24 protein-coding genes and 3 tRNA genes are annotated in these 21,885 nt (G+C 54.1%); 13 read left to right on the forward strand and 14 right to left on the reverse strand.

Annotated features, from left to right (window positions below; translation table 11 throughout):
* Positions 1-15: 15 nt before the first annotated feature.
* Together deoA and deoC are read right to left on the reverse strand one after the other, a co-directional pair.
* A complete protein-coding gene (gene deoA / locus INF77_RS02395; protein ID WP_193532402.1) occupies positions 16-1,338 on the reverse strand; it encodes a thymidine phosphorylase in 1,323 nt (440 codons plus the stop codon).
* Between the two features lie 103 nt (positions 1,339-1,441).
* A complete protein-coding gene (deoC, locus tag INF77_RS02400; RefSeq protein WP_032644972.1) occupies positions 1,442-2,221 on the reverse strand; it encodes a deoxyribose-phosphate aldolase in 780 nt (259 codons plus the stop codon).
* 262 nt (positions 2,222-2,483) lie between these two features.
* Between deoC and INF77_RS02405 the strand changes: the two genes are divergently transcribed.
* Both INF77_RS02405 and INF77_RS02410 read left to right on the forward strand, forming a co-directional pair.
* Entirely contained in the window at positions 2,484-4,019 is a 1,536-nt protein-coding gene (locus tag INF77_RS02405) for a YjjI family glycine radical enzyme (protein WP_193532403.1), read from the forward strand.
* On the forward strand, positions 3,994-4,854 hold the full coding sequence (locus INF77_RS02410) for a YjjW family glycine radical enzyme activase (RefSeq protein WP_193532404.1): 861 nt from the start codon (positions 3,994-3,996) through the stop codon (positions 4,852-4,854). The genes INF77_RS02405 and INF77_RS02410 overlap by 26 nt, the downstream gene beginning before the upstream one ends.
* Here the strand turns inward: INF77_RS02410 and INF77_RS02415 are convergent.
* The 8 genes from INF77_RS02415 to INF77_RS02450 form a co-directional block, all read right to left on the reverse strand.
* On the reverse strand, positions 4,849-5,631 hold the full coding sequence (locus INF77_RS02415; RefSeq protein WP_193532405.1) for a TatD family hydrolase: 783 nt from the start codon (positions 5,629-5,631) through the stop codon (positions 4,849-4,851). The genes INF77_RS02410 and INF77_RS02415 overlap by 6 nt on opposite strands.
* Positions 5,628-6,680: a patatin family protein gene (locus tag INF77_RS02420; protein ID WP_048958876.1), complete on the reverse strand. Its 1,053-nt coding sequence runs from the start codon at positions 6,678-6,680 to the stop codon at positions 5,628-5,630. The genes INF77_RS02415 and INF77_RS02420 overlap by 4 nt, the downstream gene beginning before the upstream one ends.
* Positions 6,681-6,800: 120 nt before the next feature.
* Positions 6,801-6,962, reverse strand: a complete 162-nt coding sequence (locus INF77_RS02425) for a DUF1328 domain-containing protein (RefSeq protein ID WP_003856556.1) — start codon at positions 6,960-6,962, stop codon at positions 6,801-6,803.
* Between the two features lie 127 nt (positions 6,963-7,089).
* Entirely contained in the window at positions 7,090-7,707 is a 618-nt protein-coding gene (gene osmY / locus INF77_RS02430; RefSeq protein WP_028015434.1) for a molecular chaperone OsmY, read from the reverse strand.
* A gap of 300 nt (positions 7,708-8,007) precedes the next feature.
* Positions 8,008-9,597, reverse strand: a complete 1,590-nt coding sequence (gene prfC, locus INF77_RS02435; RefSeq protein ID WP_028015433.1) for a peptide chain release factor 3 — start codon at positions 9,595-9,597, stop codon at positions 8,008-8,010.
* A 91-nt stretch (positions 9,598-9,688) separates the two neighbouring features.
* Positions 9,689-10,366 (reverse strand): pyrimidine 5'-nucleotidase, encoded by a 678-nt coding sequence (gene yjjG, locus INF77_RS02440; RefSeq protein ID WP_041911295.1) that lies wholly within the window; start codon positions 10,364-10,366, stop codon positions 9,689-9,691.
* A 19-nt stretch (positions 10,367-10,385) separates the two neighbouring features.
* A complete protein-coding gene (gene rimI, locus INF77_RS02445) occupies positions 10,386-10,829 on the reverse strand; it encodes a ribosomal protein S18-alanine N-acetyltransferase (RefSeq protein ID WP_028015431.1) in 444 nt (147 codons plus the stop codon).
* Positions 10,798-11,211 (reverse strand): DNA polymerase III subunit psi, encoded by a 414-nt coding sequence (locus INF77_RS02450; RefSeq protein WP_041911296.1) that lies wholly within the window; start codon positions 11,209-11,211, stop codon positions 10,798-10,800. The genes rimI and INF77_RS02450 overlap by 32 nt, the downstream gene beginning before the upstream one ends.
* A 102-nt stretch (positions 11,212-11,313) precedes the next feature.
* Here INF77_RS02450 and rsmC point away from each other — a divergent pair, with 102 nt between their 5' ends.
* From rsmC to INF77_RS02470, 4 genes are all read left to right on the forward strand, one after another.
* Positions 11,314-12,342: a 16S rRNA (guanine(1207)-N(2))-methyltransferase RsmC gene (rsmC, locus tag INF77_RS02455; protein WP_047367286.1), complete on the forward strand. Its 1,029-nt coding sequence runs from the start codon at positions 11,314-11,316 to the stop codon at positions 12,340-12,342.
* A 174-nt stretch (positions 12,343-12,516) separates the two neighbouring features.
* Positions 12,517-12,603 (forward strand) — tRNA-Leu (locus INF77_RS02460).
* A 28-nt stretch (positions 12,604-12,631) separates the two neighbouring features.
* A tRNA-Leu gene (locus INF77_RS02465) sits at positions 12,632-12,718 on the forward strand.
* 33 nt (positions 12,719-12,751) lie between these two features.
* Positions 12,752-12,838: transfer RNA gene (locus tag INF77_RS02470), tRNA-Leu, on the forward strand.
* 41 nt (positions 12,839-12,879) lie between these two features.
* Here INF77_RS02470 and INF77_RS02475 read toward each other — a convergent pair.
* A complete protein-coding gene (locus INF77_RS02475; protein WP_032644970.1) occupies positions 12,880-13,149 on the reverse strand; it encodes a DUF1435 domain-containing protein in 270 nt (89 codons plus the stop codon).
* A gap of 216 nt (positions 13,150-13,365) precedes the next feature.
* Between INF77_RS02475 and INF77_RS02480 the strand changes: the two genes are divergently transcribed.
* Both INF77_RS02480 and fhuF read left to right on the forward strand, forming a co-directional pair.
* Positions 13,366-14,430 carry a GGDEF domain-containing protein gene (locus INF77_RS02480; protein ID WP_045631112.1) on the forward strand — a complete coding sequence of 355 codons (1,065 nt, stop codon included), beginning with the start codon at positions 13,366-13,368 and terminating at the stop codon, positions 14,428-14,430.
* 94 nt (positions 14,431-14,524) lie between these two features.
* Positions 14,525-15,313, forward strand: coding sequence for a siderophore-iron reductase FhuF (gene fhuF / locus INF77_RS02485; RefSeq protein ID WP_028015426.1), 789 nt, complete (start codon positions 14,525-14,527; stop codon positions 15,311-15,313).
* A gap of 96 nt (positions 15,314-15,409) precedes the next feature.
* On the opposite strand, the gene INF77_RS02490 is transcribed toward fhuF, so the two are convergent.
* Positions 15,410-16,756: a PTS sugar transporter subunit IIC gene (locus tag INF77_RS02490; RefSeq protein WP_028015425.1), complete on the reverse strand. Its 1,347-nt coding sequence runs from the start codon at positions 16,754-16,756 to the stop codon at positions 15,410-15,412.
* 328 nt (positions 16,757-17,084) lie between these two features.
* On the opposite strand from INF77_RS02490, the gene INF77_RS02495 reads away from it, so the two are divergent.
* A complete protein-coding gene (locus INF77_RS02495; protein WP_023331967.1) occupies positions 17,085-17,543 on the forward strand; it encodes a YbaK/EbsC family protein in 459 nt (152 codons plus the stop codon).
* Positions 17,544-17,583: 40 nt separating this feature from the next.
* Here INF77_RS02495 and bglJ read toward each other — a convergent pair whose 3' ends face one another.
* Positions 17,584-18,219, reverse strand: coding sequence for a DNA-binding transcriptional activator BglJ (gene bglJ, locus INF77_RS02500; protein WP_136343988.1), 636 nt, complete (start codon positions 18,217-18,219; stop codon positions 17,584-17,586).
* Positions 18,216-18,953, reverse strand: coding sequence for a LuxR C-terminal-related transcriptional regulator (locus INF77_RS02505; RefSeq protein ID WP_041911300.1), 738 nt, complete (start codon positions 18,951-18,953; stop codon positions 18,216-18,218). Before INF77_RS02505 ends, bglJ begins: the two co-directional genes overlap by 4 nt.
* Before the next feature lie 408 nt (positions 18,954-19,361).
* Between INF77_RS02505 and INF77_RS02510 the strand changes: the two genes are divergently transcribed.
* The 4 genes from INF77_RS02510 to INF77_RS02525 all read left to right on the forward strand — a co-directional run bounded on the left by INF77_RS02510 (position 19,362) and on the right by INF77_RS02525 (position 21,805).
* Positions 19,362-20,138 carry a threonine/serine exporter ThrE family protein gene (locus INF77_RS02510; protein ID WP_028015422.1) on the forward strand — a complete coding sequence of 259 codons (777 nt, stop codon included), beginning with the start codon at positions 19,362-19,364 and terminating at the stop codon, positions 20,136-20,138.
* Positions 20,129-20,602, forward strand: a complete 474-nt coding sequence (locus INF77_RS02515) for a threonine/serine exporter (RefSeq protein WP_041911301.1) — start codon at positions 20,129-20,131, stop codon at positions 20,600-20,602. Before INF77_RS02510 ends, INF77_RS02515 begins: the two co-directional genes overlap by 10 nt.
* A gap of 67 nt (positions 20,603-20,669) precedes the next feature.
* The gene (locus INF77_RS02520; RefSeq protein ID WP_193532406.1) at positions 20,670-21,311 is read left to right on the forward strand and encodes a TetR family transcriptional regulator; all 642 of its coding nucleotides are present in this window, start codon (positions 20,670-20,672) and stop codon (positions 21,309-21,311) included.
* A 41-nt stretch (positions 21,312-21,352) separates the two neighbouring features.
* Positions 21,353-21,805 (forward strand): MarR family winged helix-turn-helix transcriptional regulator, encoded by a 453-nt coding sequence (locus tag INF77_RS02525; RefSeq protein ID WP_028015419.1) that lies wholly within the window; start codon positions 21,353-21,355, stop codon positions 21,803-21,805.
* Positions 21,806-21,885 lie beyond the last annotated feature (80 nt).

Raw genomic sequence — 21,885 nt, forward strand, 5'->3', positions numbered from 1 at the left:
CAGATCAGTATACCGCTATTCAGTGATACGACGATAGACCGTCGGTGTGGTTTCCGGTGCTTTATCGTCAAGAGATATTGCCGCTTTCACCGCTTTCGCCGCGTCCTGCCAGCTGGCTTCGTCTTTCGCGTGGATCACCGCCAGCGGACGTTGGCCGTCGACGTTGTCGCCCAAACGGGCCATGTCGGTAAAGCCGACGCTGTAATCAATGGTGTCCGATGCCTGACGACGACCGCCGCCCATAGATACAACAGCCATGCCAAGCGCGCGGGTGTCCATGGCGGAGACAAAACCTTCGCCATCCGCATAAACAGCTTTGCTGAGCATCGCGGTCGGCAGGTATTTCGCGTAGTTTTCCACGAAGTCGGTCGGGCCTTTCTGCGCCGCCACCATGCGGCCAAAGATCTCCGCGGCTTTGCCGTTGTCCAGCACCGCCTGAAGCTTCGCGCGGGCTTCCGCGTCGTCTTTGGCCAGCTTGCCGGAGATGAGCATCTCAACGCACAGCGCCATGGTGACATCGAACAGGCGCGGGTTACGGTATTCGCCTGTGAGGAACTGCACGGCTTCGCGGACTTCAACCGCGTTACCGGCGCTGGAGGCCAGCACCTGGTTCATGTCGGTCAGCAGCGCGGTGGTGCGCACGCCCGCGCCGTTGGAGACGCCAACGATCGCTTCGGCAAGCTGAGCAGAGAGTTCATAGGTCGGCATAAACGCGCCGCTGCCCACCTTCACGTCCATCACCAGCGCGTCCAGCCCTTCCGCCAGTTTTTTGGCGAGGATAGAGGCGGTGATCAGCGGGATGGAGTCTACGGTGGCGGTAATATCACGCGTCGCGTAAAAACGCTTGTCTGCCGGAGCAAGAGAGCTGGTCTGGCCGATAATCGCCACCCCAACGTCTTTAATAATATCGCGGAAGCGATTGTCATCCGGGAAGATATCGAAGCCCGGAATGGCTTCCAGTTTGTCGAGCGTGCCGCCGGTGTGGCCCAGGCCGCGCCCGGAGATCATGGGAACGTAACCGCCACAGGCTGCCACCATTGGGCCAAGCATCAGCGAAGTCACATCACCCACGCCGCCGGTGGAGTGTTTGTCCACAATCGGGCCGTTGAGGTTGAGGCTTTTCCAGTCCAGAACGGTTCCTGAATCTCGCATCGCCATGGTCAGCGACACGCGCTCAGGCATCGACATATCGTGGAAGAAAATGGTCATCGCCAGAGCCGCAATCTGCCCTTCTGAAACGGTGTTGTCACGAATGCCGTTGATGAAGAAGCGAATTTCTTCGTCGCTTAAAGCAAGACCATCACGTTTTTTACGAATAATTTCTTGTGCGAGAAACACGGTAACCCCCATGCGGAATTGGGTGAATGGCGGCGGGTACGCTTACCCGCCCTGCGATCCTGTAGGCCGGATAAGCGAAGCGCCATCCGGCATTGTCTGGCAATCAGTAGCTGCTTGCGCTCTTACCGTCGCCGTGACCCAGCGCCTTCAGCAGGCTGGCCAGCAGGCTGGACGCGCCGAAGCGGTAGTGGCGGGAGTCAGCCCACTCAGCGCCAAACAGTTCGTCGGCAATCGCCAGGAACTGCTGCGCGTCTTCCGCGGTACGGACGCCGCCCGCAGGTTTGAAGCCCACGGTTTTGGATACGCCCATATCGCGGATAACTTCCATCATGATGCGCGCGCTTTCCGGGGTCGCATTGACCGGCACTTTACCGGTAGAGGTTTTGATGAAATCCGCACCGGCTTTGATGGAGATTTCTGACGCCTTACGAATCAGCGCCTCTTCTTTCAGCTCGCCGGTTTCGATGATCACTTTCAGCAGCACGTTTGCCGCCGCACACGCGTCTTTACAGGCTTTCACCAGGTCAAAACCGACCTGCTCGTTGCCGGCAATCAGCGCGCGGTACGGGAACACCACGTCAACTTCGTCTGCGCCGTAGGCAATTGCCGCGCGGGTTTCCGCCAGCGCAATCTCAATGTCGTCATTGCCGTGCGGGAAGTTAGTCACGGTTGCAATGCGCACGTCCGGCGTGCCCTGCTCTTTCAGCGTTTTGCGGGCAATCGGTATAAAGCGCGGGTAGATACAGACGGCGGCGGTGTTACCCACTGGCGTTTTTGCCTGATGGCACAGGGCGATGACTTTTTCATTGGTGTCGTCATCGTTCAGGGTGGTCAGGTCCATCAGCTTCAACGCGCGCAGGCTGCTTGCAGTTAAATCGGTCATAACATTCTCCAACGGCAGTGCCGTATAAATTTTACCTTGCGGGTCTGTGAGTATTCTAACATTCACCCGCATCCACACTTCGACATTCATCACAGTTAATGAAAACTGCGTACAAATTTGCATTACTGTAATGAGATCTTCTTCAAACTTTAGCGTGCAAGTTGCTGACTAAAGCAGCGATACCCCTTGTTGGATCAAAAGCGCCGGCAGGCTGGCTTCCTACAATCCGTTCATCATCCGCAGAACATTCAAGGAAGTGAACATGCCCGACGCCCTGCAACAACGTTGCCAGCACATTGTGACAAGCCCGGTGTTAACCCCGGAGCAAAAACGTCATTTTCTGGCGCTGGAAGCGGAAAATTACCTGCCCTACCCGACGCTATCTCCGGCCGCCCGCGCCGCGCTGGACGAGGGGTTTATCTGCGACATGTACGAAGGTCATGCCCCCTACAAACCGCGTTACGTGCTGCCGGATTATGAAAAATTCCTGGCTAACGGTTCGGAATGGCTGGAGCTGGAAGGCGCGAAAGATCTTGATGACGCCCTCTCTCTCTTAACTATTCTCTATCACCATGTTCCTTCAGTGACATCAATGCCGGTCTATCTGGGGCAGCTTGATGCGCTACTGAACCCGTATGTTAGAATTCTAACACAAGAAGAAATCGATAGCCGAATAAAACGTTTCTGGCGCTATCTCGACAGAACGCTGCCCGATGCGTTTATGCACGCCAACATCGGGCCCGCCGACGGCCCTGTCACCCGTGCCATTCTGCGTGCAGATGCTGAACTGAAGCAGGTTGCGCCCAATCTGACCTTTATCTACGATCCTGAGATCACCCCAGACGATTTACTGCTTGAGGTGGCAAAAAACATTTGTGAATGCAGCAAACCGCATATTTCAAACGGTCCGGTGAATGATAAAATTTTCACAAAAGGCCGTTTTGGAGTGGTGAGCTGTTACAACTCTCTGCCGCTGGCGGGCGGTGGCAGCACCCTGGTGCGCCTTAACCTCAAGGCAATCGCCGAACACAGCACATCCATTGACGACTTCTTCACCCGCACGCTACCGCACTACTGTCAGCAGCAAATCGCCATCATCGATGCGCGCTGCGATTTTCTGTACGGGCAATCCGGCTTCTTTGAGAATAGCTTCCTGGTGAAAGAGGGACTGATTGATGCCGATCGGTTTGTGCCGATGTTTGGCATGTACGGTCTTGCCGAAGCGGTGAACGGACTGTGTGAGAAAGCAGGCATGGCGGGGCGTTACGGGAAAGACGAGCAGGCCAACGCGCTGGGTTATCGCATCAGCGAACAGCTTGCGGCGTTTGTTGAAAATACGCCGGTGAAGCACGGCTGGAAGCATCGCGCGATGCTGCACGCCCAGTCAGGCATCAGCTCCGATTCGGGCACCACGCCGGGGGCGCGTCTGCCGTACGGTGACGAGCCGGATCCTGTCAGTCATCTGCTGGCCGTAGCGCCGCACCATAAACACTATCATTCCGGGATCAGCGATATTTTAACGCTGGATGAGACGGTAAAACGCAATCCGCAGGCGGTGGTTCAGCTTTGCCTGGGGGCGTTCAGGGCCGGTATGCGTGAGTTCACCGCGAATGTGGCCGGTAACGATCTGGTACGCGTGACCGGCTATATGGTTCGCTTGTCGGATCTGGAGAAATACCGGGAAGCGGGTTCAAGAACGAACACCACGTGGCTGGGGGAAGAGGCCGCACGCAATACCCGTATTCTGGAACGTCAGCCGCGCGTGATAAGCCATGAACAGCAGATGCGCTTTAGTTAGTCAGGTCATCCCCTTCTCCTGCGTGGACGGGCCGGGCAGCCGCCTGGCGCTGTTCCTGCAGGGCTGTAACCTGCGCTGCAAAACCTGCCACAACCCGTGGACCATCGGGCGCTGCAACGACTGCGGGGACTGCGTGCCCCACTGCCCGCACGACGCGCTGACCATTCAGGCCGGACGCGTCTGGTGGCAGGAGAGTCACTGCCAGCAGTGCGACACCTGCCTGCGCCTGTGCCAGCAGCAGGCCACGCCCATGGCGCACCGCCTGAGCGTCGACGAGATCCTCGTTCAGGTCCGTAAATCCGCGCCCTTTATCGAAGGGATCACCGTGAGCGGCGGCGAAGCCACAATCCAACTGCCGTTTTTGATCGCCCTGTTTACCGCGATCAAAACCGATCCTGAGCTACATCATTTAACCTGCCTGGTAGACAGCAACGGTCTGCTAAGCGAAACCGGCTGGCAAAAACTGCTGCCGGTGCTGGATGGCGCAATGCTGGACCTCAAAGCGTGGGGGAATGAACATCACCGCTTCCTGACCGGACGCGAGAATCCGCAGATTAAGGAGAGTATTCGCTGGCTGGCAGACCGTCACCGTTTGACGGAGCTCCGCTTGCTGGTCATCCCGGAACAGTGTGATTATCTGGAACATATCAAACCGTTGATCGCGTTCATCCACGGGCTGGGGAATGTTCCGGTGCGTATTAACGCGTTTCATGCACACGGAGTTTACGGCGAGGCGGCGTCATGGCGCAGCGCCACGCAGGAGGATATTGAACCGCTGGCGCGGGCGCTGGAAAAACAGAAGATAACGGTGATTCGTCCGGCGCTTTATCTATAGCGTGATACCAAAAACCGAACGGGTATTTTCGAGCAGCGCGCTGGCAATGACCTCTTCAGGTTCCTGACGCAATTCGCACAGCACGTCAAATACCCGCGCCGCCTGTTCCGGGCGATTCGGCTGCCCCTGAAACCCACTCAGCGGCATATCGGGGGCATCCGTTTCCAGTAACAGCGCAGAGAGAGGCAGCTGCGCCATTACGTCACGGGTTTTACTGGCGCGCGGATAGGTGATGGTGCCACCGACGCCAATTTTATAGCCCAGTTCAATAAAACGCTGCGCCTGCTGCAGGCTGCCGGAAAAACCATGCACTACGCCTCTTCGCGGCAGGTCGATGCGCTTCAGGTGCATCGCCAGTTTGTCATGAGTGCGTCGGGAGTGGAGGATCACCGGCAGATCGTGACGTTTTGCCAGCCGAAGCTGCGCGTCCAGGATCGTCTGCTGGCGTTCAAACTGCGGATCTTCGCGATAGAGATCGAGGCCGATCTCGCCGATGGCGACAAGTTTCTCTCCTGCACGTTGCAGCACCCGATCCAGCTCTTCAAGATGCTCATCACGATGGCGCTCAATCACAATCGGATGCAGGCCGAGCGCGGCATAAAGCGCGGAGTATCGCGCGGAAAGCTCCAGCACGCGGGTAAAATAGGCCGCTTCAACCGACGGCACAATGATGGCCTGCACGCCGGCTTCGGCAGCTTTCGCAATGCTTTGCGCTTCATTCCCCGTAAACGGCGGGAAATCAAAGTGGCAGTGGGTATCAACAAAGCGGTGCGTCACGCCAGATCCTCATTATCCAGTAAAGCGTCATTCGCCTGCGGAATGTCCACCAGCGGCATGGTCAGGGCGTCATTGGCGACAATTGCAGGTGGCGTAATAATGCGTTTATGCCGATGCAGAGGCGGTTGCTCGGCCAGCATTTTCCCGACGGTCGCCAGGAAGTAACGCCCGCACAGCCGCCCCGTTTTGTAATCCATACGCAACGCAGGCAACCGGCTGCCCAACGCCATGCTCAGCAGCGGCTTAGGCGGATAAATTTCAAAGATGCGCAGCTTGCCCGGGGGTTTTTCAATAAAGCGCTGCATCGCGCCGTAGGTGGTTTCATGCTGCTTCGCGATGTTAACCAGCGGCTGCAGGCTGCTGTCGCCCAGCCAGCGCTCCATCCGCTTAAACCACTGGGGGGTGTAATACATTTGCGATGGAACGGTACGGATCACCACGATAGTTTTCGCCCCGCGTCGCGCGGCTTCCTGCACCGGCACCGCGTCGCTGATGCCGCCGTCCAGATAGCTGATGCCATCCAGCAGCGCGCCGGTACGATAAAAACCGGGAATAGCGCTGGAGGCGCGGATGATGTCGAGCCAGTTCTCCTTCTGTGGTGAGAAATAGCCCGGCGAATAGTCATCCCCCCGGCTGGCGCACATCCAGAATTCTTTGCCGCTATCAAACAGGCGGGCAGCGGTATCCATGGCCAGCGGCATCTGGCTGGAGGTCGACTCCAGCAGCCAGTCGAGATCGATCAGGTTGCCGCCGCGCACGAAGCGCACCGGGTTAAAAAATTCTTTCGCCGTGGTGAAGCGCATGATCACTTTTCGCGCGTAGCCGGGCTGGTTACAGACATACGCAGAGAGATTCTGCGCCCCGGCGGACGTGCCGAAGTAGAGGTCAAACGGGTTGAACTGCGCGCGCATAAATTCATCCAGCACGCCGGCGGTGAAAATGCCGCGCTGTCCTCCCCCCTCGCAGACCAGTGCGAGTTGACCCGCCCTAAACGGTTTTAACGTCAGCGGCGCAATATTGCCGAGCGTAACGGGAATTCGTTGCCCCACCTCTGCTTTCCTGTTTTGATTATTTTATCACTCCACAGTAACGCACCCGACCTGTAACGCAAATAAGAAAAAGCCAGTCGCAGTGACTGGCTTTATTTTGTTGAAGGAATATTGCGTTTGCTACGGGCGTCTACGACCCGTAAACAGGCTGACCAGGAACAGAATAATACCGACGACGAAGACAATTTTAGCTGCCCATGCCGCTGTACCTGCCAGACCACCAAAGCCCAATGCGGCGGCAATTAACGCGATAACCAGAAATATAATGCCCCAACGAAACATAAGCTTCTCCTTTACCATAGTTAATGTCGGCCGCTAAACGTGAGCGCTCAGGTCACTCACCGGCGTTTTTCCAGAGTCGTTCTTATTTCGCCCGCAGGGTTAAACCTTACGGGCGAATGGTCCAGAATTACTTCGTTTTCAGATCGTTTTTAACGCTTTTAACACCATCAATGGCTTTCGCAATTGACTCGGCGCGTTCACTTTGCGCCTGTGAATCAACCGTACCGGAAAGCTGAACCACGCCATCGGTGGTTTCCACTTTCACCTTACGAGACGGCACGATGTCATCTGCTAACAGTTTAGCTTTGATTTCGCTGGTAGTAGCGGCATCACCGGCATAACCTTTCACCGAGGCGTTTTTACCGTCGCGAACGTGCAGTTTATCGCTCACGGATGCGACACCTTCGACACCCTTCGCCACCTTCACAGCCTGTTCGGCTTGGGCCTGGCTTTCAACAAAGCCACTCAGGGTAACGACCTTTTTGTCGGTCTTAACGGAAATATCGGTGCTCTTGATGGCTTCATCATCCACCAGTGCGGCTTTCACTTTTGCTGTGATAGAGCTGTCGTCCATGAAATTACCGACTTTATTCATAGAGCTATCGATTTTTTGCCCTGCGGTGTCGGCCGTGGACTGTGCTTTATCCATGGTGCTGCTTTCCGCCAGGGCGGAACCGCTAACCAGAACGCTACCCAGTGTTACAGCCAGCAGAGTTTTAGAAATCTTCAGTCTTGTCATATTCATCGATGTATTCCTGTGTTTTACCCGTTATTCGGGCTAAATACTTCCTTAGTAGTTTTATATATCGCGAATAAACACACGGGTGAAATGGAGAACCAATCGACATGCATTGAACAGTTAATTCATCCATGCCCGGTGCTAAACACTGAGTTAAATATAGATCACTCTCACAATGCCGCTTTCAGAATTGCGTAAAAAACGCGCGAATAGCGTGAATTTGCGGTGAATTAAGAACATTCCGCAAGGGACTAATAAGACAGGAATAAAAGAAGAGCACGGCGATTGCCGTGCTCCGGGAGGGGATTAGTGTTCGCGCGTTTTGCGGAACTGAACGTCTGGATAACGTTCCTGCGTCAGGTTCAGGTTGACCATCGTTGGCGCGATATAGGTCAGGTTGTCGCCGCCATCGAGCGCCAGCTGAATTTCGTTCTTACGCTTAAATTCTTCGAATTTCTTCACGTCAGAACACTCAACCCAGCGCGCGGTCGCCACGTTGACCGATTCGTAAATCGCTTCCACGTTGTATTCGCTCTTCAGGCGCGCAACCACCACGTCGAACTGCAGCACACCGACCGCGCCAACAATCAGATCGTTGTTGGCGATTGGACGGAACACCTGCACGGCGCCCTCTTCAGAGAGCTGAACAAGGCCTTTCAGCAGCTGTTTCTGCTTCAGCGGATCGCGCAGACGAATGCGACGGAACAGCTCCGGTGCGAAGTTCGGAATACCCGTGAACTTCATCATCTCGCCCTGGGTGAAGGTATCGCCGATCTGGATCGTACCGTGGTTGTGCAGACCGATGATGTCGCCCGGATACGCCTCTTCAACGTGCGAACGGTCGCCCGCCATAAAGGTCAGCGCGTCGGAAATCACGACATCTTTACCGATGCGCACCTGGCGCAGCTTCATGCCCTTCTCATACTTACCGGACACCACGCGCATGAAGGCCACGCGGTCGCGGTGTTTCGGGTCCATGTTGGCCTGAATTTTAAAGACGAAGCCGGTGAACTTCTCTTCTTTCGCTTCCACTTCGCGGGTGTCGGTTTTACGCGGCATCGGCTGAGGTGCCCACTCCACCAGACCGTCCAGCATGTGGTCAACGCCGAAGTTACCCAGCGCGGTACCGAAGAAGACCGGGGTAATTTCGCCGCTCAGGAACAGTTCTTTGTCGAACTCGTGAGACGCACCCTTCACCAGTTCCAGCTCGTCGCGCAGCTGCGCGGCCAGCTCTTCGCCAACGGCGGCATCGAGATCCGGGTTGTCCAGACCTTTCACAATGCGCACTTCCTGAATGGTGTGGCCTTTACCGGTCTGATACAGGTAAGTTTCGTCTTTATAGAGGTGATAAACCCCTTTGAACAGCTTACCGCAGCCAATTGGCCAGGTGATTGGCGCACAGGCGATCTTCAGCTCGTTTTCCACTTCATCCATCAGCTCCATCGGGTCACGGATGTCACGGTCGAGTTTGTTCATAAAGGTGAGGATCGGCGTATCGCGCAGACGGGTGACTTCCATCAGCTTACGGGTACGATCTTCTACACCTTTCGCGGCGTCGATCACCATCAGACAGCAGTCCACTGCCGTCAGGGTACGGTAGGTATCTTCGGAGAAGTCTTCGTGGCCCGGGGTGTCCAGCAGGTTCACCAGGCAGTCGTGATACGGGAACTGCATCACGGAGGTGGTAATCGAAATACCACGCTGCTTTTCCATCTCCATCCAGTCGGATTTTGCATGCTGGCTGGAGCCACGGCCTTTAACGGTACCCGCAGTCTGGATCGCCTGTCCGAACAGCAACACCTTCTCGGTGATGGTCGTTTTACCGGCATCCGGGTGCGAGATAATGGCAAAAGTACGGCGCTTGGCCACCTCTTGCAGATAAGGAGACAACGTCATAATTAAATCTTCTTTTATAAGCGCGGCAGCACGCCACGCATCATGGAATACAAAATTGCGGCTATTTTACCCATCAACGGGGGGCAGGCAATCATTGTTTACACAGGAGTTGCTCCAGTTCGGTCAATGACGTGACGGTCCAGGTTGGCTCGATGCCTTCAGGCTTCACGCGGCCATGCGCATTCAGCCAGACGGTCGACAAACCTGACTTCATACCGCCAAGAATATCAGACTCTGCGGTATCACCCACCATCAGCACGCGATCGCGGTCGGGATTACCGGCCTGCGCCAGCGCATAATCGAAAATTCGCGGATCTGGTTTCGGCACGCCGACCTCTTCGGAGATCACCAGCGCATCGAAATGATCGCGCAGGCCGGTGCGCTCCAGGCGGATTTGCTGCAGCGCGGTGAAGCCGTTAGTGATGATCCCCAGTTTCACCTTGCCTTTCAATGCATTCAGCAGGGAAACCGCGCCCGGCAGGGGCGCACAGATATCGGCCATGGCGTTAAGGAAAGCCTCGTTCAGCGTCCCCGGACTGACCTTTAAGCGTTCCGCCCAGACGTCAAATCGCTGGTGCTGAAGCTGTAACGCGGTGATGGCACCGTTCTGGTAATCCACCCACAGCGGCTTGTTCACCGCCTGATAGTCCTGAAAATCTTCGGCGGTGAAGGTCACGCTATAGTCGAGAAACATCCGCTGTAGGCCGCCGAACGAGTCAAACGTAAACAGCGTTTCGTCGGCATCAAAGAAAATCCAGTCCCATTTCATCGTTACAACCTTATATTCGTTATCCAATTGGCAGAGCCATGATAATGGCGTCTTCACGTCCCTCTGCGGTGGGGTAGTAGTTACGTCGGACTGTCGCCTCGTTAAAGCCTAAGCTTTCATAGAGCGCGATGGCGGCGACATTCGACGCGCGCACCTCCAGCCACAGGGTGAAAACGTCGCGGGTTTCGAGCTCACGAATGAGATGCTCAAGCAGTTCTCTGCCCAGCCCACGGCGCTGAAACGCCGGGTCGACGGCGATGTTAAACAGCGTCGCCTCGTCAAGAACCACCTGCGTGATGGCAAACGCGGCCAGGGTGCCGTCAACGTCCAGACGGTAGTTCAGATAGCGCTCGCCCTGATTGCTGGCAAACGTTTTTTCGCTCCACGGAAAGGCGTGGGCGCGTGTTTCAATCGCGAACGCTGCGGTCAGGTCAGGCGTCGTGAGGGAAGAAATCGTGTTCATATTCGCAGATTTGTTGCCATAGCGCGCTGCGCGCCTTTGGATTGGCTTTCAGCTCGTCCAGCGCTGGTGAGCTGATTTGGCTCCCCTGAAGAGAGATGTCGTTTGTCTCTCCGATGCGCCAGCTGTTACAGCGGCTATCAGGAGGAAGCATGGCAACCCGTTCCGGCGTCAGCTGTAAGACCTGGTCGGGCGTCAGCTTCAGGCTGCGAAGGACATCACCGATCAGGGGCTCATTCAGGGCAGGCAGTTCTTCCGCCACCATCACCAACCGAACGTGCGCGGGGATGGAGATGGCGATTTCGCCCTGCAACGCCGTCGGGCGACGCAAAGCCCACTGGGTGATGCCCAGCTGCTGCAACTGCCAGTCTCGTCGGGATGTCATAGGGATAACTCCTGTCTCTCAGGCGCGCAAATATAGCAAATGTGTCGAAAGTGCGCCATCTACCTACTATAATCCCCGCCTGAGTTTATTGAGGAACAATTCATGTCTGCATTTACCCCGGCAAGTGAAGTCTTGCTGCGTCACAGTGATGATTTCGAAGAAAGCCGTATTCTGTTTGCCGGAGATATGCAGGATGACCTGCCCGCGCGTTTCGACTGTGCTGAAAGCCGTGCCCACACCCAATACTACCACCACTGGCAGGTGCTGAGCCGCCAGATGGGCGAGCGCGCACGCTTCAGCCTGGTGGCGGAGCAGAGCGATATTGCCGACTGCGATACGCTGATCTACTACTGGCCGAAGAACAAGCCGGAAGCCCAGTTCCAGCTGATGAACCTGCTCTCCCTGCTGCCGGTTGGCTGCGATATTTTCGTGGTCGGTGAAAACCGCAGCGGTGTCCGTAGCGCCGAGCAGATGCTGGAAGCCTACGCGCCGCTGACCAAAGTTGACAGCGCACGTCGCTGCGGTCTGTATCATGGCCGTCTGGAAAAACAGACAACCTTTGATGCGCAGGCATACTGGGACGAGTACCAGCTTGACGGCCTGACCATCAAAACCCTGCCGGGTGTCTTCAGCCGTGACGCGCTGGATACGGGCAGCAAGCTGCTGCTCTCCACCCTGACGCCGCACACCAAAGGAAAAGTGCTGGACGTGGGCTGCGGCGCGGGCGTGCTTTCAACAGTGCTTGCCAGCCATTCACCAAAAGTGCGTTTAACCCTGTGTGACGTGAGCGCCCCGGCGGTAGAAGCCAGCCGCGCAACGCTTGCGGCCAACGGCATTGAAGGCGATGTGATTGCCAGCAACGTCTTCTCTGACGTCACCGGCCGCTTTGACATGATCATCTCTAACCCGCCGTTCCACGACGGGATGGAAACCAGCCTCGAAGCTGCGCAAACCCTGATCCGTGGCGCGACTCGTCACCTCAACAGCGGCGGCGAGCTGCGCATCGTGGCGAACGCCTTCCTGGCGTACCCGAAAGTGCTGGACGAAACCTTCGGCTTCCACGAAGTGATCGCCCAGACGGGCCGCTTTAAGGTCTACCGCACCGTGATGACGCGTCAGGCAAAAAAATAATTCGCCATACAATGCAGGCCGGATAAGCGCCAGCGCCATCCGGCAAGCAGGCGTCGCAATTCCGTCCATTTTTGCAGCAATCAATAAAAGGCGCGCACTTTTCTGTTGACGTAAAGCTGAAAACATCTAGAATGCGCCTCCGTGGTTACGATACTTTTACAGTATCGATGGTATGCGAAGGTGGCGGAATTGGTAGACGCGCTAGCTTCAGGTGTTAGTGTCCTTACGGATGTGGGGGTTCGAGTCCCCCCCCTCGCACCATAAATCACGTTGATATTGCTCGCACTGGGCGAAGGTGGCGGAATTGGTAGACGCGCTAGCTTCAGGTGTTAGTGTCCTTACGGATGTGGGGGTTCGAGTCCCCCCCCTCGCACCAACGAGGCGATATCAAAAATAGTAAGATGACTGTGCGAAGGTGGCGGAATTGGTAGACGCGCTAGCTTCAGGTGTTAGTGTCCTTACGGATGTGGGGGTTCGAGTCCCCCCCCTCGCACCAATTATCTTATCTCCCTTCTGTAATACCTCTTATTTTCCCTGTTATTTCAAACTCATCATTATCACCAGAATTGCGCTGACTAATGCGACGCATGATGGCAGTAACACATAATGGCGTAGGTGCTTATGCCAGATCATGCCTGACGTCATCAGCAGCCCTGACACAATGATGGCCTTCCAGCTTTCGATGGAGAGATCGGCAAACATCAAACCGCCAAGGATTACGCCCGGCAGCAATACTCCCCATGCACTTCCCAGCGCCCTGTTCAACATACATCGCCCTTTCATAACGATAATGATAAACAATATCATATGATAAAAATTATCATTTGTCAGCGCGGTGAAGCAAAAAAAATCGCCCTTTCTCCTTATGTAGAATGACAGAAATTTCCTAAGGTGATAAATTGCTCACCTGTTAACTACACATAAACTTTTTCTTATAATTACGCTTTGAGTTTTTTGCATAATTAAGTGCGAAACCACACCTATTCATCTGTTTTAATTAAGTTTTAATAAAAACGCACGACTATGACATCACAATCCTGGCGGTCTTTGGTTCAAAGAAAATATCAATTATCGTTACGTTTATTTTTATTTCTGAACGCAACGTCAGCCGTGTTCTCGGTAACAAACCCGCTCTATTCTGTACGCGTGTTTTCTGCCCCTCTGATTGCTATTTTCGCGATCAGTACTGGCCTGTTCGTCTGGCACTGGAAAAAGCGCGCGCGGAAGATAAATATTCCTGCCGTTTCAGCAATCTTTGGTATTTTGTGGGCCTGGCAAATAGATTCGAAATTTTCGCTAATTACCCATGACCAGGCGATGTATTTGATAATAGCTTTACTCACGGTGCTTTTTATCGGAACGCTGGCCTTCGCCAGTAATATCAAAGCATTTACGCTGCACTCGCTCCCCGCCTTTATTGTCTGCCTGTGGTTAAGTGACCAGGATATATGGCTAAGAATGTCCTATTCTTTCGCACTTCCTGTGGTGGCTATTGCTATTCATAACATTTTGCAACGGCGCAACGATCGCTTCGCCCAGGAGCTGCTCTCTCGCCTGCTGGAAGAACGGGAAACTCTGACCGATCTCAGTATGATGGACCCGCTAACCGGGCTCTATAATCGTCGCGGCCTGCAGAGCCGTCTGGAGAACCTGCCGGCGGTAGAAAACGGCGAACATTTTGTTCTTTTGATGGATATCGACCACTTCAAAGCCTATAACGACCATTATGGCCATATGATGGGTGACCAGGCGCTGAAGCGCGTCTCGGCGGCAATTCGTGATGCCGTCCGTTCGCGCGATATTGTGGCGCGTTTCGGTGGGGAAGAGTTCATGGTGCTGCTGACGAATATTTCACTTGAACACGCCCGCCATACGGCAGAGCGGATCCGTCAGAAAGTCTATGATTTGAAAATCCCCCATCTGTTCAACGAAAGCGTCGCCACCAATGTCACCATCAGCATCGGTATTGCCATTTTCGAAAACGAGGACGTGGAAAGCGCTCTGGAGAGAGCGGACAGAGCCCTCTATGAAGCAAAGCATTTAGGTCGCAATAACATTCTGCTGAGTGAAGAGCTACAAACCGCTTAAGCGCGTCTTCGGTTAATCAGGACAAAAGTCTTGCCATTGGTATGAGCAATAGTTAGGATTGGCAATCATTATCATTTAGATTTCTATCTTAACTATGGCTACGCATACCGCACACATCGTTGAACCACTCCTCTGGCGAGCGCCCCTCACCAGCGGGAATGCGTCGCTTGCGGATGCCATACGGGACAAGATTGCTAAGACGCGCGCCCACCTGCTGGACTTTATCAGGCTTGATGAAGCGCCCCCGCACCACGCCATGACGCTCGCTGAGTGGCAGCAGCCCTCTACGCTGCAGTCGCTGCTTGCAACCTATTCCGACCATATCTATCGCAATCAGCCGACCCTAACGCGGGAAAATAAACCTCTGCTTTCCCTGTGGGCACAGTGGTATATCGGGCTGATGGTTCCCCCACTCATGCTGGCGGTATTAACCCAAAAGAGCATGCTGGCGCTCTCCCCGGATCATTTTCACGTCGAGTTCCACGAAACTGGCCGAGCAGCCTGCTTCTGGATTGATCTGCACGAAGATCGCGGCGCAGAGCAGTTCTCTGCTCAGGAACGTCTGGAACAGCTTGTCATCCAGGCCCTGATCCCAGTGGTAGAGGCACTTGAAGCAACGGGCGAGATCAACGGGAAGCTTATCTGGAGTAATACCGGGTATTTAATTCACTGGTATTTAACAGAAATGAAGCCGCTGCTTGGCGATGAGAAAGTGGAGGCCCTGCGCCAGTCCTGCTTCTTTGCCAAACAGCTTTCCGATGGTCGCGATAATCCGTTATTCCGTACCGTTGTGCTCCGTGACGGGCTTCTGGTGCGTCGTACCTGCTGCCAGCGCTATCGCCTGCCGGACGTTAAGCAGTGCGGGGATTGCACGCTAAAGTAGTGCAGTGAATTGCCCGGTGACGCTTCGCTTACCGGGCCTACAAAAACCTCGACTCGTAGGCCGGGTAAGGCGCAGCCACCACCCGGCACAACGTCTTTAAGCCACCTGCTGATTGTCCTCTTCCCCATTACGCTGTGCTTCTTCCGCTTCCTGCTCCAGCAGCTGCTTCTCGTACACTTTGAAGAACGGGTAGTAGATGATTGCCGACACGCAGGCGAGAACCACAACCAGGATAGCCGCGCGGAAATCCCAGCCCAGGGCCCATGCTGCGCCTATCGGCGCCGGTGCCGTCCAGGGAACCACTGAAATAACACGACCAATCAGATCAAACGTCATCGCCGCCCAGGCCAGCACGGCGTTAACCATCGGGGCTAGCAGGAACGGAATAAAGAACACCGGGTTCATTACGATCGGCGTACCGAAGATAACGGGTTCGTTGATGTTGAAGAAGCTGGGCACCACGCTCAATCGGCCAATAGAGCGTAAATGCGCTGAACGGCTGCGCAGATAGCAAATCACCAGACCCATCGTTGCACCCGACCCGCCAATCACGATGAAGAACGTCCAGAAAGCTTCCATAAAAATATGTGGCAGAGGATGGCCGGCGGCCAGCGCGGTCTGGTTCGCTCCGAGGTTAGTCAGCCAGAACATCTGCAGCATCCCGGAGACAATAGCCGCCCCGTGGATCCCGGCGAACCACAGCAGGTGGCCAATCAACACCGCCAGCAGGATCGCGGGCAGTGAATCCGCCGCGGAAACAAGGGGCTTGAAGATGGACATAATTGCCTGCGGGATCAGCATGTCAAACTGAGACTGAATCACCAGGCTCAGCGGATAAAGCGTTAACACCACCACCAGCACCGGGATCAGCAGGTCAAAGGAGTTTTTGATCATCGGCGGCACCTGGTCCGGCAGGCGAATACCGATGTTATGCGCCTTCAGGAAACGCATCATTTCAACGCAGTAAATCGCCACCAGAATGGCGGTAAAAATACCCGTTCCACCCAGGCTATCGACGGGAAGCGTGCCTTTGGTTTTCGGGGCGGCAACCAGCAGAAACGCCATCAGCGACAGCATGGCGCACATGAACGGATCCAGCTGGTGCGTTTTGACATAATGTTTGCCAAGGTTATAGGCGATGGCCGCGCAGATATAAATGGACATAATGCCCATGGTCATATCAAACGGCGTCAGGATCTGGCCTTCAAACTGCTTCGCCATATCCAGCCAGGCGCGCGCGAAACCCCAGGTGGTATCAGGCGAAAACGGTGGGTAAGCAAACACTAATAAAAATGAACCCACAATCATGAACGGCATCGCAGAGATGAACCCATCACGGATAGCCATGACATGACGCTGGGACGAGATCCGCCCGGCAATCGGGCTCACGTAATTTTCAACGAAACGGAATATCAGATTAAACGCAGCATGGTTGGCAGACATGGTTGATCTCCTGTCAGACGTTTATTACAGGCGCGCTCGCGCCGCACGTTGTTCCATAAATCAGCTTCACAACCTTGCTGGCTTGCGTACCAGCGGTACTGCTCAGACGAAATGGTTTCATAATTGGCTCTTATTATTGGATACAGGGGACGTTACATACTCAGTATTAATCTACGCATCACGCTCTGCAACCGGTTACTGTAACCGGTTTCTGTGATTGTGAAGAGGATCCAGAAATCAGCCATCCTGGATATTTGTTACTTAAGAGATATTTACAGAGCATAAATTCTTATGACAGATTACGCAGGATATTTGTCAGGAGGAAACAATGAGTTTGCAGTCCGTACAGCAGTTTTTTGCCGACAACGCGCCGGAAATAGAGGTAATAGAACTTAGCCAGAGTACGGCTACCGTTGCGCTGGCTGCTGCCGCCCACCGTGTAGAGCCGGGACAAATCGCCAAAACCCTATCGTTGAAGGTTAAAAATGAGGTGATTCTGGTGGTGGCGAAGGGTGATGCGCGTCTGGATAACAAAAAACTGAAAGACACGTTTGGCGCGAAAGCACGCATGCTCAGCAGTGATGAAGTGGTTACCGTGACGGGTCATCCCGTTGGTGGCGTCTGCCCGTTTGGGCTTGAAAACCCACTTGCGGTTTACTGCGATATCTCTTTAAAACAATACGCTGAAGTGCTCCCCGCCGCTGGCGCTATCCATAGTGCCGTACGTATTTCTCCGGACAGAATGGCAGAGCTGACTTCAGCAAAGTGGGTTGATGTGTGCATCTGAATGACGCGCCAGAGCACATCTGGCGCGCAAAAGGCACAAGTTACAAAAATGTCGGTTTGCTTAGCCCCACAGTTCGCGGTTCTCTAACCGGAAGATGGGTAAGAATATCCGCTGCATCAAGCAATCCTACGTCAGAATTCACCCCTAGCTTCACCATCGCATTAAACTTATGCGCGCGAATAGTCTTGATATTGCGTTCAAGCTGCGCCGCGATTTCGGGAATGGAATATCCGCATGACATATAACGTAAAATTGCTCTTTCCGTTGGGCTTAACATCCGGTTCTGACTGCAGTACCAGTGGTTAAGCATATTGTCATTAATGCGCAGCGTTTCGCTCAACAATACCACTAACTCCTTCAGCAGGTGTTCAAGGGTCACCGATTTACTGACCACACCGTGAAGACGTGAAGGCGAAAGATGGCTAATCAATCTCGCCTCCATCTCATCCGAGACCAGGATAATGCGCTGAATAAGGCTATGCGTAAACGCGAGATCCCGCAGATGCGCCAGGCAGTTACGTCGTTCTTCTCGCGCATCGGAAAGCGAATAGATCAGCGAGAAAAAATTCACGTGTTGCAGTGCTTTCTTAAAGCCATCAAAATCATTAAACAGGTGCAGTTGATATTGGCTGAGTTCAGGCTGCGTAAAAAGATGCTGCAGCCCGACCGCACTCATCGAGCAATTTTCGATGATGGCGATATGTCTTGTTGAATCGGTTTTTTCCATTCCTCGAACTCTCCATAGGCTGACATTAAACTCAGCTCTCTCATTCCCTGTGTACTGTTGATCCAGGCGTACATATCGGCATTACTCCGCAATGAGAGCCTTCGCATCGCACTGTTTTTCTGCGCACTGATCGTTTTATTGCTCTTTTTAAGCAACGTAGCGATTTGGTTAATCCCCCACCCTTTACCTAACAGGCGAAGCACCTTACGTTCTGAGTGCGTGAGCGCAATAAAGTGTTCGTCGTCATCCTCACTTTCCTCAGGTTCTGGGGTTAATAACGTCTGGCTTATCCGTTCTGCGCGTTCACTCCCTGCCCGGATAGCGTTAACGACACCTTCGATAGGTTCCATATCAGAAAGCAGCGTGCTTTCCGGCCGCATAAGCAGCTCAACGGCAATAGGATAAAACGGCCGGGAGACCAAAAAGATCCAGTGGATTTCCCGGTACTGGTTCAGTAAGCGGTAATACTCTTCGAGCGTACCCCGTGGGTTCCTGTATTCGCCTGAAACGTCGGCGATAATCACATCTGCGCGGCGCAACTGAAGCAGGGTTAACTCCTGCAGTGAGCGGCAGTAGGTCAATTCAAAATCGGGGAAATGACGTGCCATCACGTCCCCTAACCCATTCTGCATGACGGGTATCCGGCTAATGACAACGCCATGCTTACCAGGCAACGACAACATAGACCCTCCGTGTCCATTTTCCTTCGGTGCGTCATGTAAAACGCACCAAGGTATAAATATTTTCTTCCCTGAGTATAAAAAGATTAATACAAGCAGAAGATGAGATATGTTCTTAGTTTAGGAAATGCCTAAAACAGCGCTAATATCTCACAAAGCGCAAATCAATTTAATTGTGCAGACATTAAAATAACAACAAAATAAAATTAGAATTTCTAAATACAAATATTTTATTATTTCAAATTAATAATTCATCATATTAATAAATTAATCCTGTAAGTCGTCGTGACGAGGGGGGGAACTGTTTGCATAAACCTTGATCTGACCCACAGCAAGAGCCACTGCACTTTGTGCTAAAAGTAGGCATTACGGGCCAACCGGCAACTATTCACCTTATCTTCGGGACAATACATGCAGGCAGATCGGTCAACGCAACGTGCTATCACGCGGCTCTGTATTCAGTGCGGTCTTTTTCTGCTCCAGCACGGCGCGGAAAGCGCGCTGGTCGAGGAGCTTTCAACCCGGCTGGGGCTGGCGCTGGGGATGGACAGCGTCGAGAGCGCTATCTCGTCCAACGCCATTGTGCTGACCACCATTAAAGACGGGCAGTGTCTTACGTCCACCCGTAAAAACCACGACCGCGGCATTAATATGCACGTTGTAACCGAGGTCCAGCACATCGTCATCCTGGCTGAGCATAAGCTTCTCGATCTCAAGGAGATTGAAAAACGTTTTAACCAAATCAAGCCATTACGTTATCCACGCTGGCTGGTCGTGCTCATGGTGGGGCTGTCATGCGCCTGTTTTTGTAAGCTCAATAAAGGCGGCTGGGACGGCGCGATCGTCACCTTTTTCGCCAGCAGCATCGCCATGTACGTGCGCCAGCTGCTGACGCACCGGCAGCTGCACCCACAAATTAACTTCTGCATTACCGCGTTTGTTGCCACTACGGTGTCTGGCCTGCTGCTGCGCCTGCCGCAGTTTGCCGCTACCCCGACGATTGCGATGGCCGCCAGCGTGCTTCTGCTGGTGCCGGGCTTCCCGCTAATTAACGCCGTTGCCGACATGTTTAAAGGGCACATCAATACCGGGCTGGCACGCTGGGCTATCGCCAGCCTGCTGACGCTGGCAACCTGCATCGGCGTGGTGATGGCGATGACGCTGTGGGGGTTACGAGGATGGGCGTGATAGATTTTCTGCTGGCGCTGGCACAGGACATGGCCCTGGCGGCCATTCCTGCCGTCGGCTTTGCGATGGTATTTAACGTTCCGCAACGCGCTCTGCCGTGGTGTGCGCTGCTGGGCGCAATTGGCCACGGCTCGCGAATGGTGATGATGACGGCGGGCTTTAACATCGAATGGTCGACGTTTATCGCCTCTATGCTGGTCGGCAGCATCGGTATTCAGTGGTCGCGCTGGTATCTGGCGCATCCGAAAGTGTTCACCGTCGCCGCCGTTATCCCGATGTTCCCCGGCATATCTGCCTATACGGCGATGATTTCCGCGGTGAAAATCAGCCATTTTGGCTACACCGAGCCGCAGATGATCCTTCTCCTGAGCAACTTTCTTAAGGCGTCCTCCATCGTCGGTGCGCTCTCTATCGGGCTGTCGATACCCGGGCTATGGCTCTACCGCAAACGCCCGCGCGTTTGATATTTGTGTTATTTCGCTACCGTGGAGATAATCTTTCTGGTCCGTTTGGTGAAAATAAGGAAAGGATGTGGCTAACCCTGGCAGCGAACACCCCGAGCACAGTGAAGAATCCAGCCTGAAAGAGAAAATCTTTCAGAGCGCCATCGCGCTTTTTGCCGAGTATGGATTGAACGGTGCACGGATGGAGCAGATCGCAGAGAAAGCGGGCACCACCAAACGCATGGTGGTTTACCATTTCAAGAATAAAGAGAACCTCTATCTCCTCGTACTTGAACATGTTTACACCCAGATTCGCGCCAGCGAAAAAGCGCTAAGCCTGACGGGAATGCCCCCGGTCGAAGCGCTGGTCCATCTGGTTGAAGCCACCTTTGACTATCATGCCGACCACCCGGATTACATCCGCATTATCTGCATGGAAAACATGCAGCGCGGCCGTTTTATGCAGCAGTCAAACTATCTGCGTCAGGTCAACCGCAGCGCGCTCGACCTGCTGGAAGGCATCCTGCGCCGGGGCAAAGAAAAACAGCTTTTCAGCCAGACGGTTGACGCCCGCGACCTTCACCGTCTGATCAGCAGCTTCAGCTTTCACTACGTTGCCAACAGCTACACCTTCACCCTGCTGTTTGAAGAGGGTGCAGACGAGCAGGCCCAGCGCCAGCACTACCGTAAAATGGCCGTTCAGGTGGCGCTGCGTTATACCTGCCCCTAAAATTGCTTGCAATTAAATCGCGCACAATCTATATTCATTTCATGAACGCAAAAACGAACGACACGACCGCTGCGCTCCTGCTGGATAACCAGCTCTGTTTTGCCCTCTATTCGGCAAATCTGGCGCTTAATAAGCTGTACCGGCAACTGCTGGCGCCGCTAAACCTGACTTACCCGCAATATCTGGTGATGCTGGTGCTGTGGGAGCAGGATGACGTGACGGTGTCGGACATCGGTGAACGGCTGTTCCTTGACTCCGCAACGCTGACGCCGCTTCTGAAGCGTCTGGAAAGCGCAGGGCTAATCAACCGCCACCGCTCGCGTAAAGATGAGCGTCAGGTCGCCGTCACGCTGACTGAAGCCGGACGTGAACTTCAGCAGCAGGCACTGGGTATCCCACACGCGGTGGGGTGCGCCGCACAGTGTGATACCGACACCATGCTGGCGCTCAAGCAGCAGTTGGAACTTTTGCGACAACAGATTCAACGCGCGTAAGGCTATACTTTACGCGTTATTATTTAACCATATATATCGCACGCTATTTAATAGCACACATTAAAGCAAGATGAGGAACC

The organism is Enterobacter cloacae complex sp. P1B, assembly GCF_014982345.1.
Classification (GTDB): Bacteria; Pseudomonadota; Gammaproteobacteria; order Enterobacterales; family Enterobacteriaceae; genus Enterobacter; species Enterobacter bugandensis.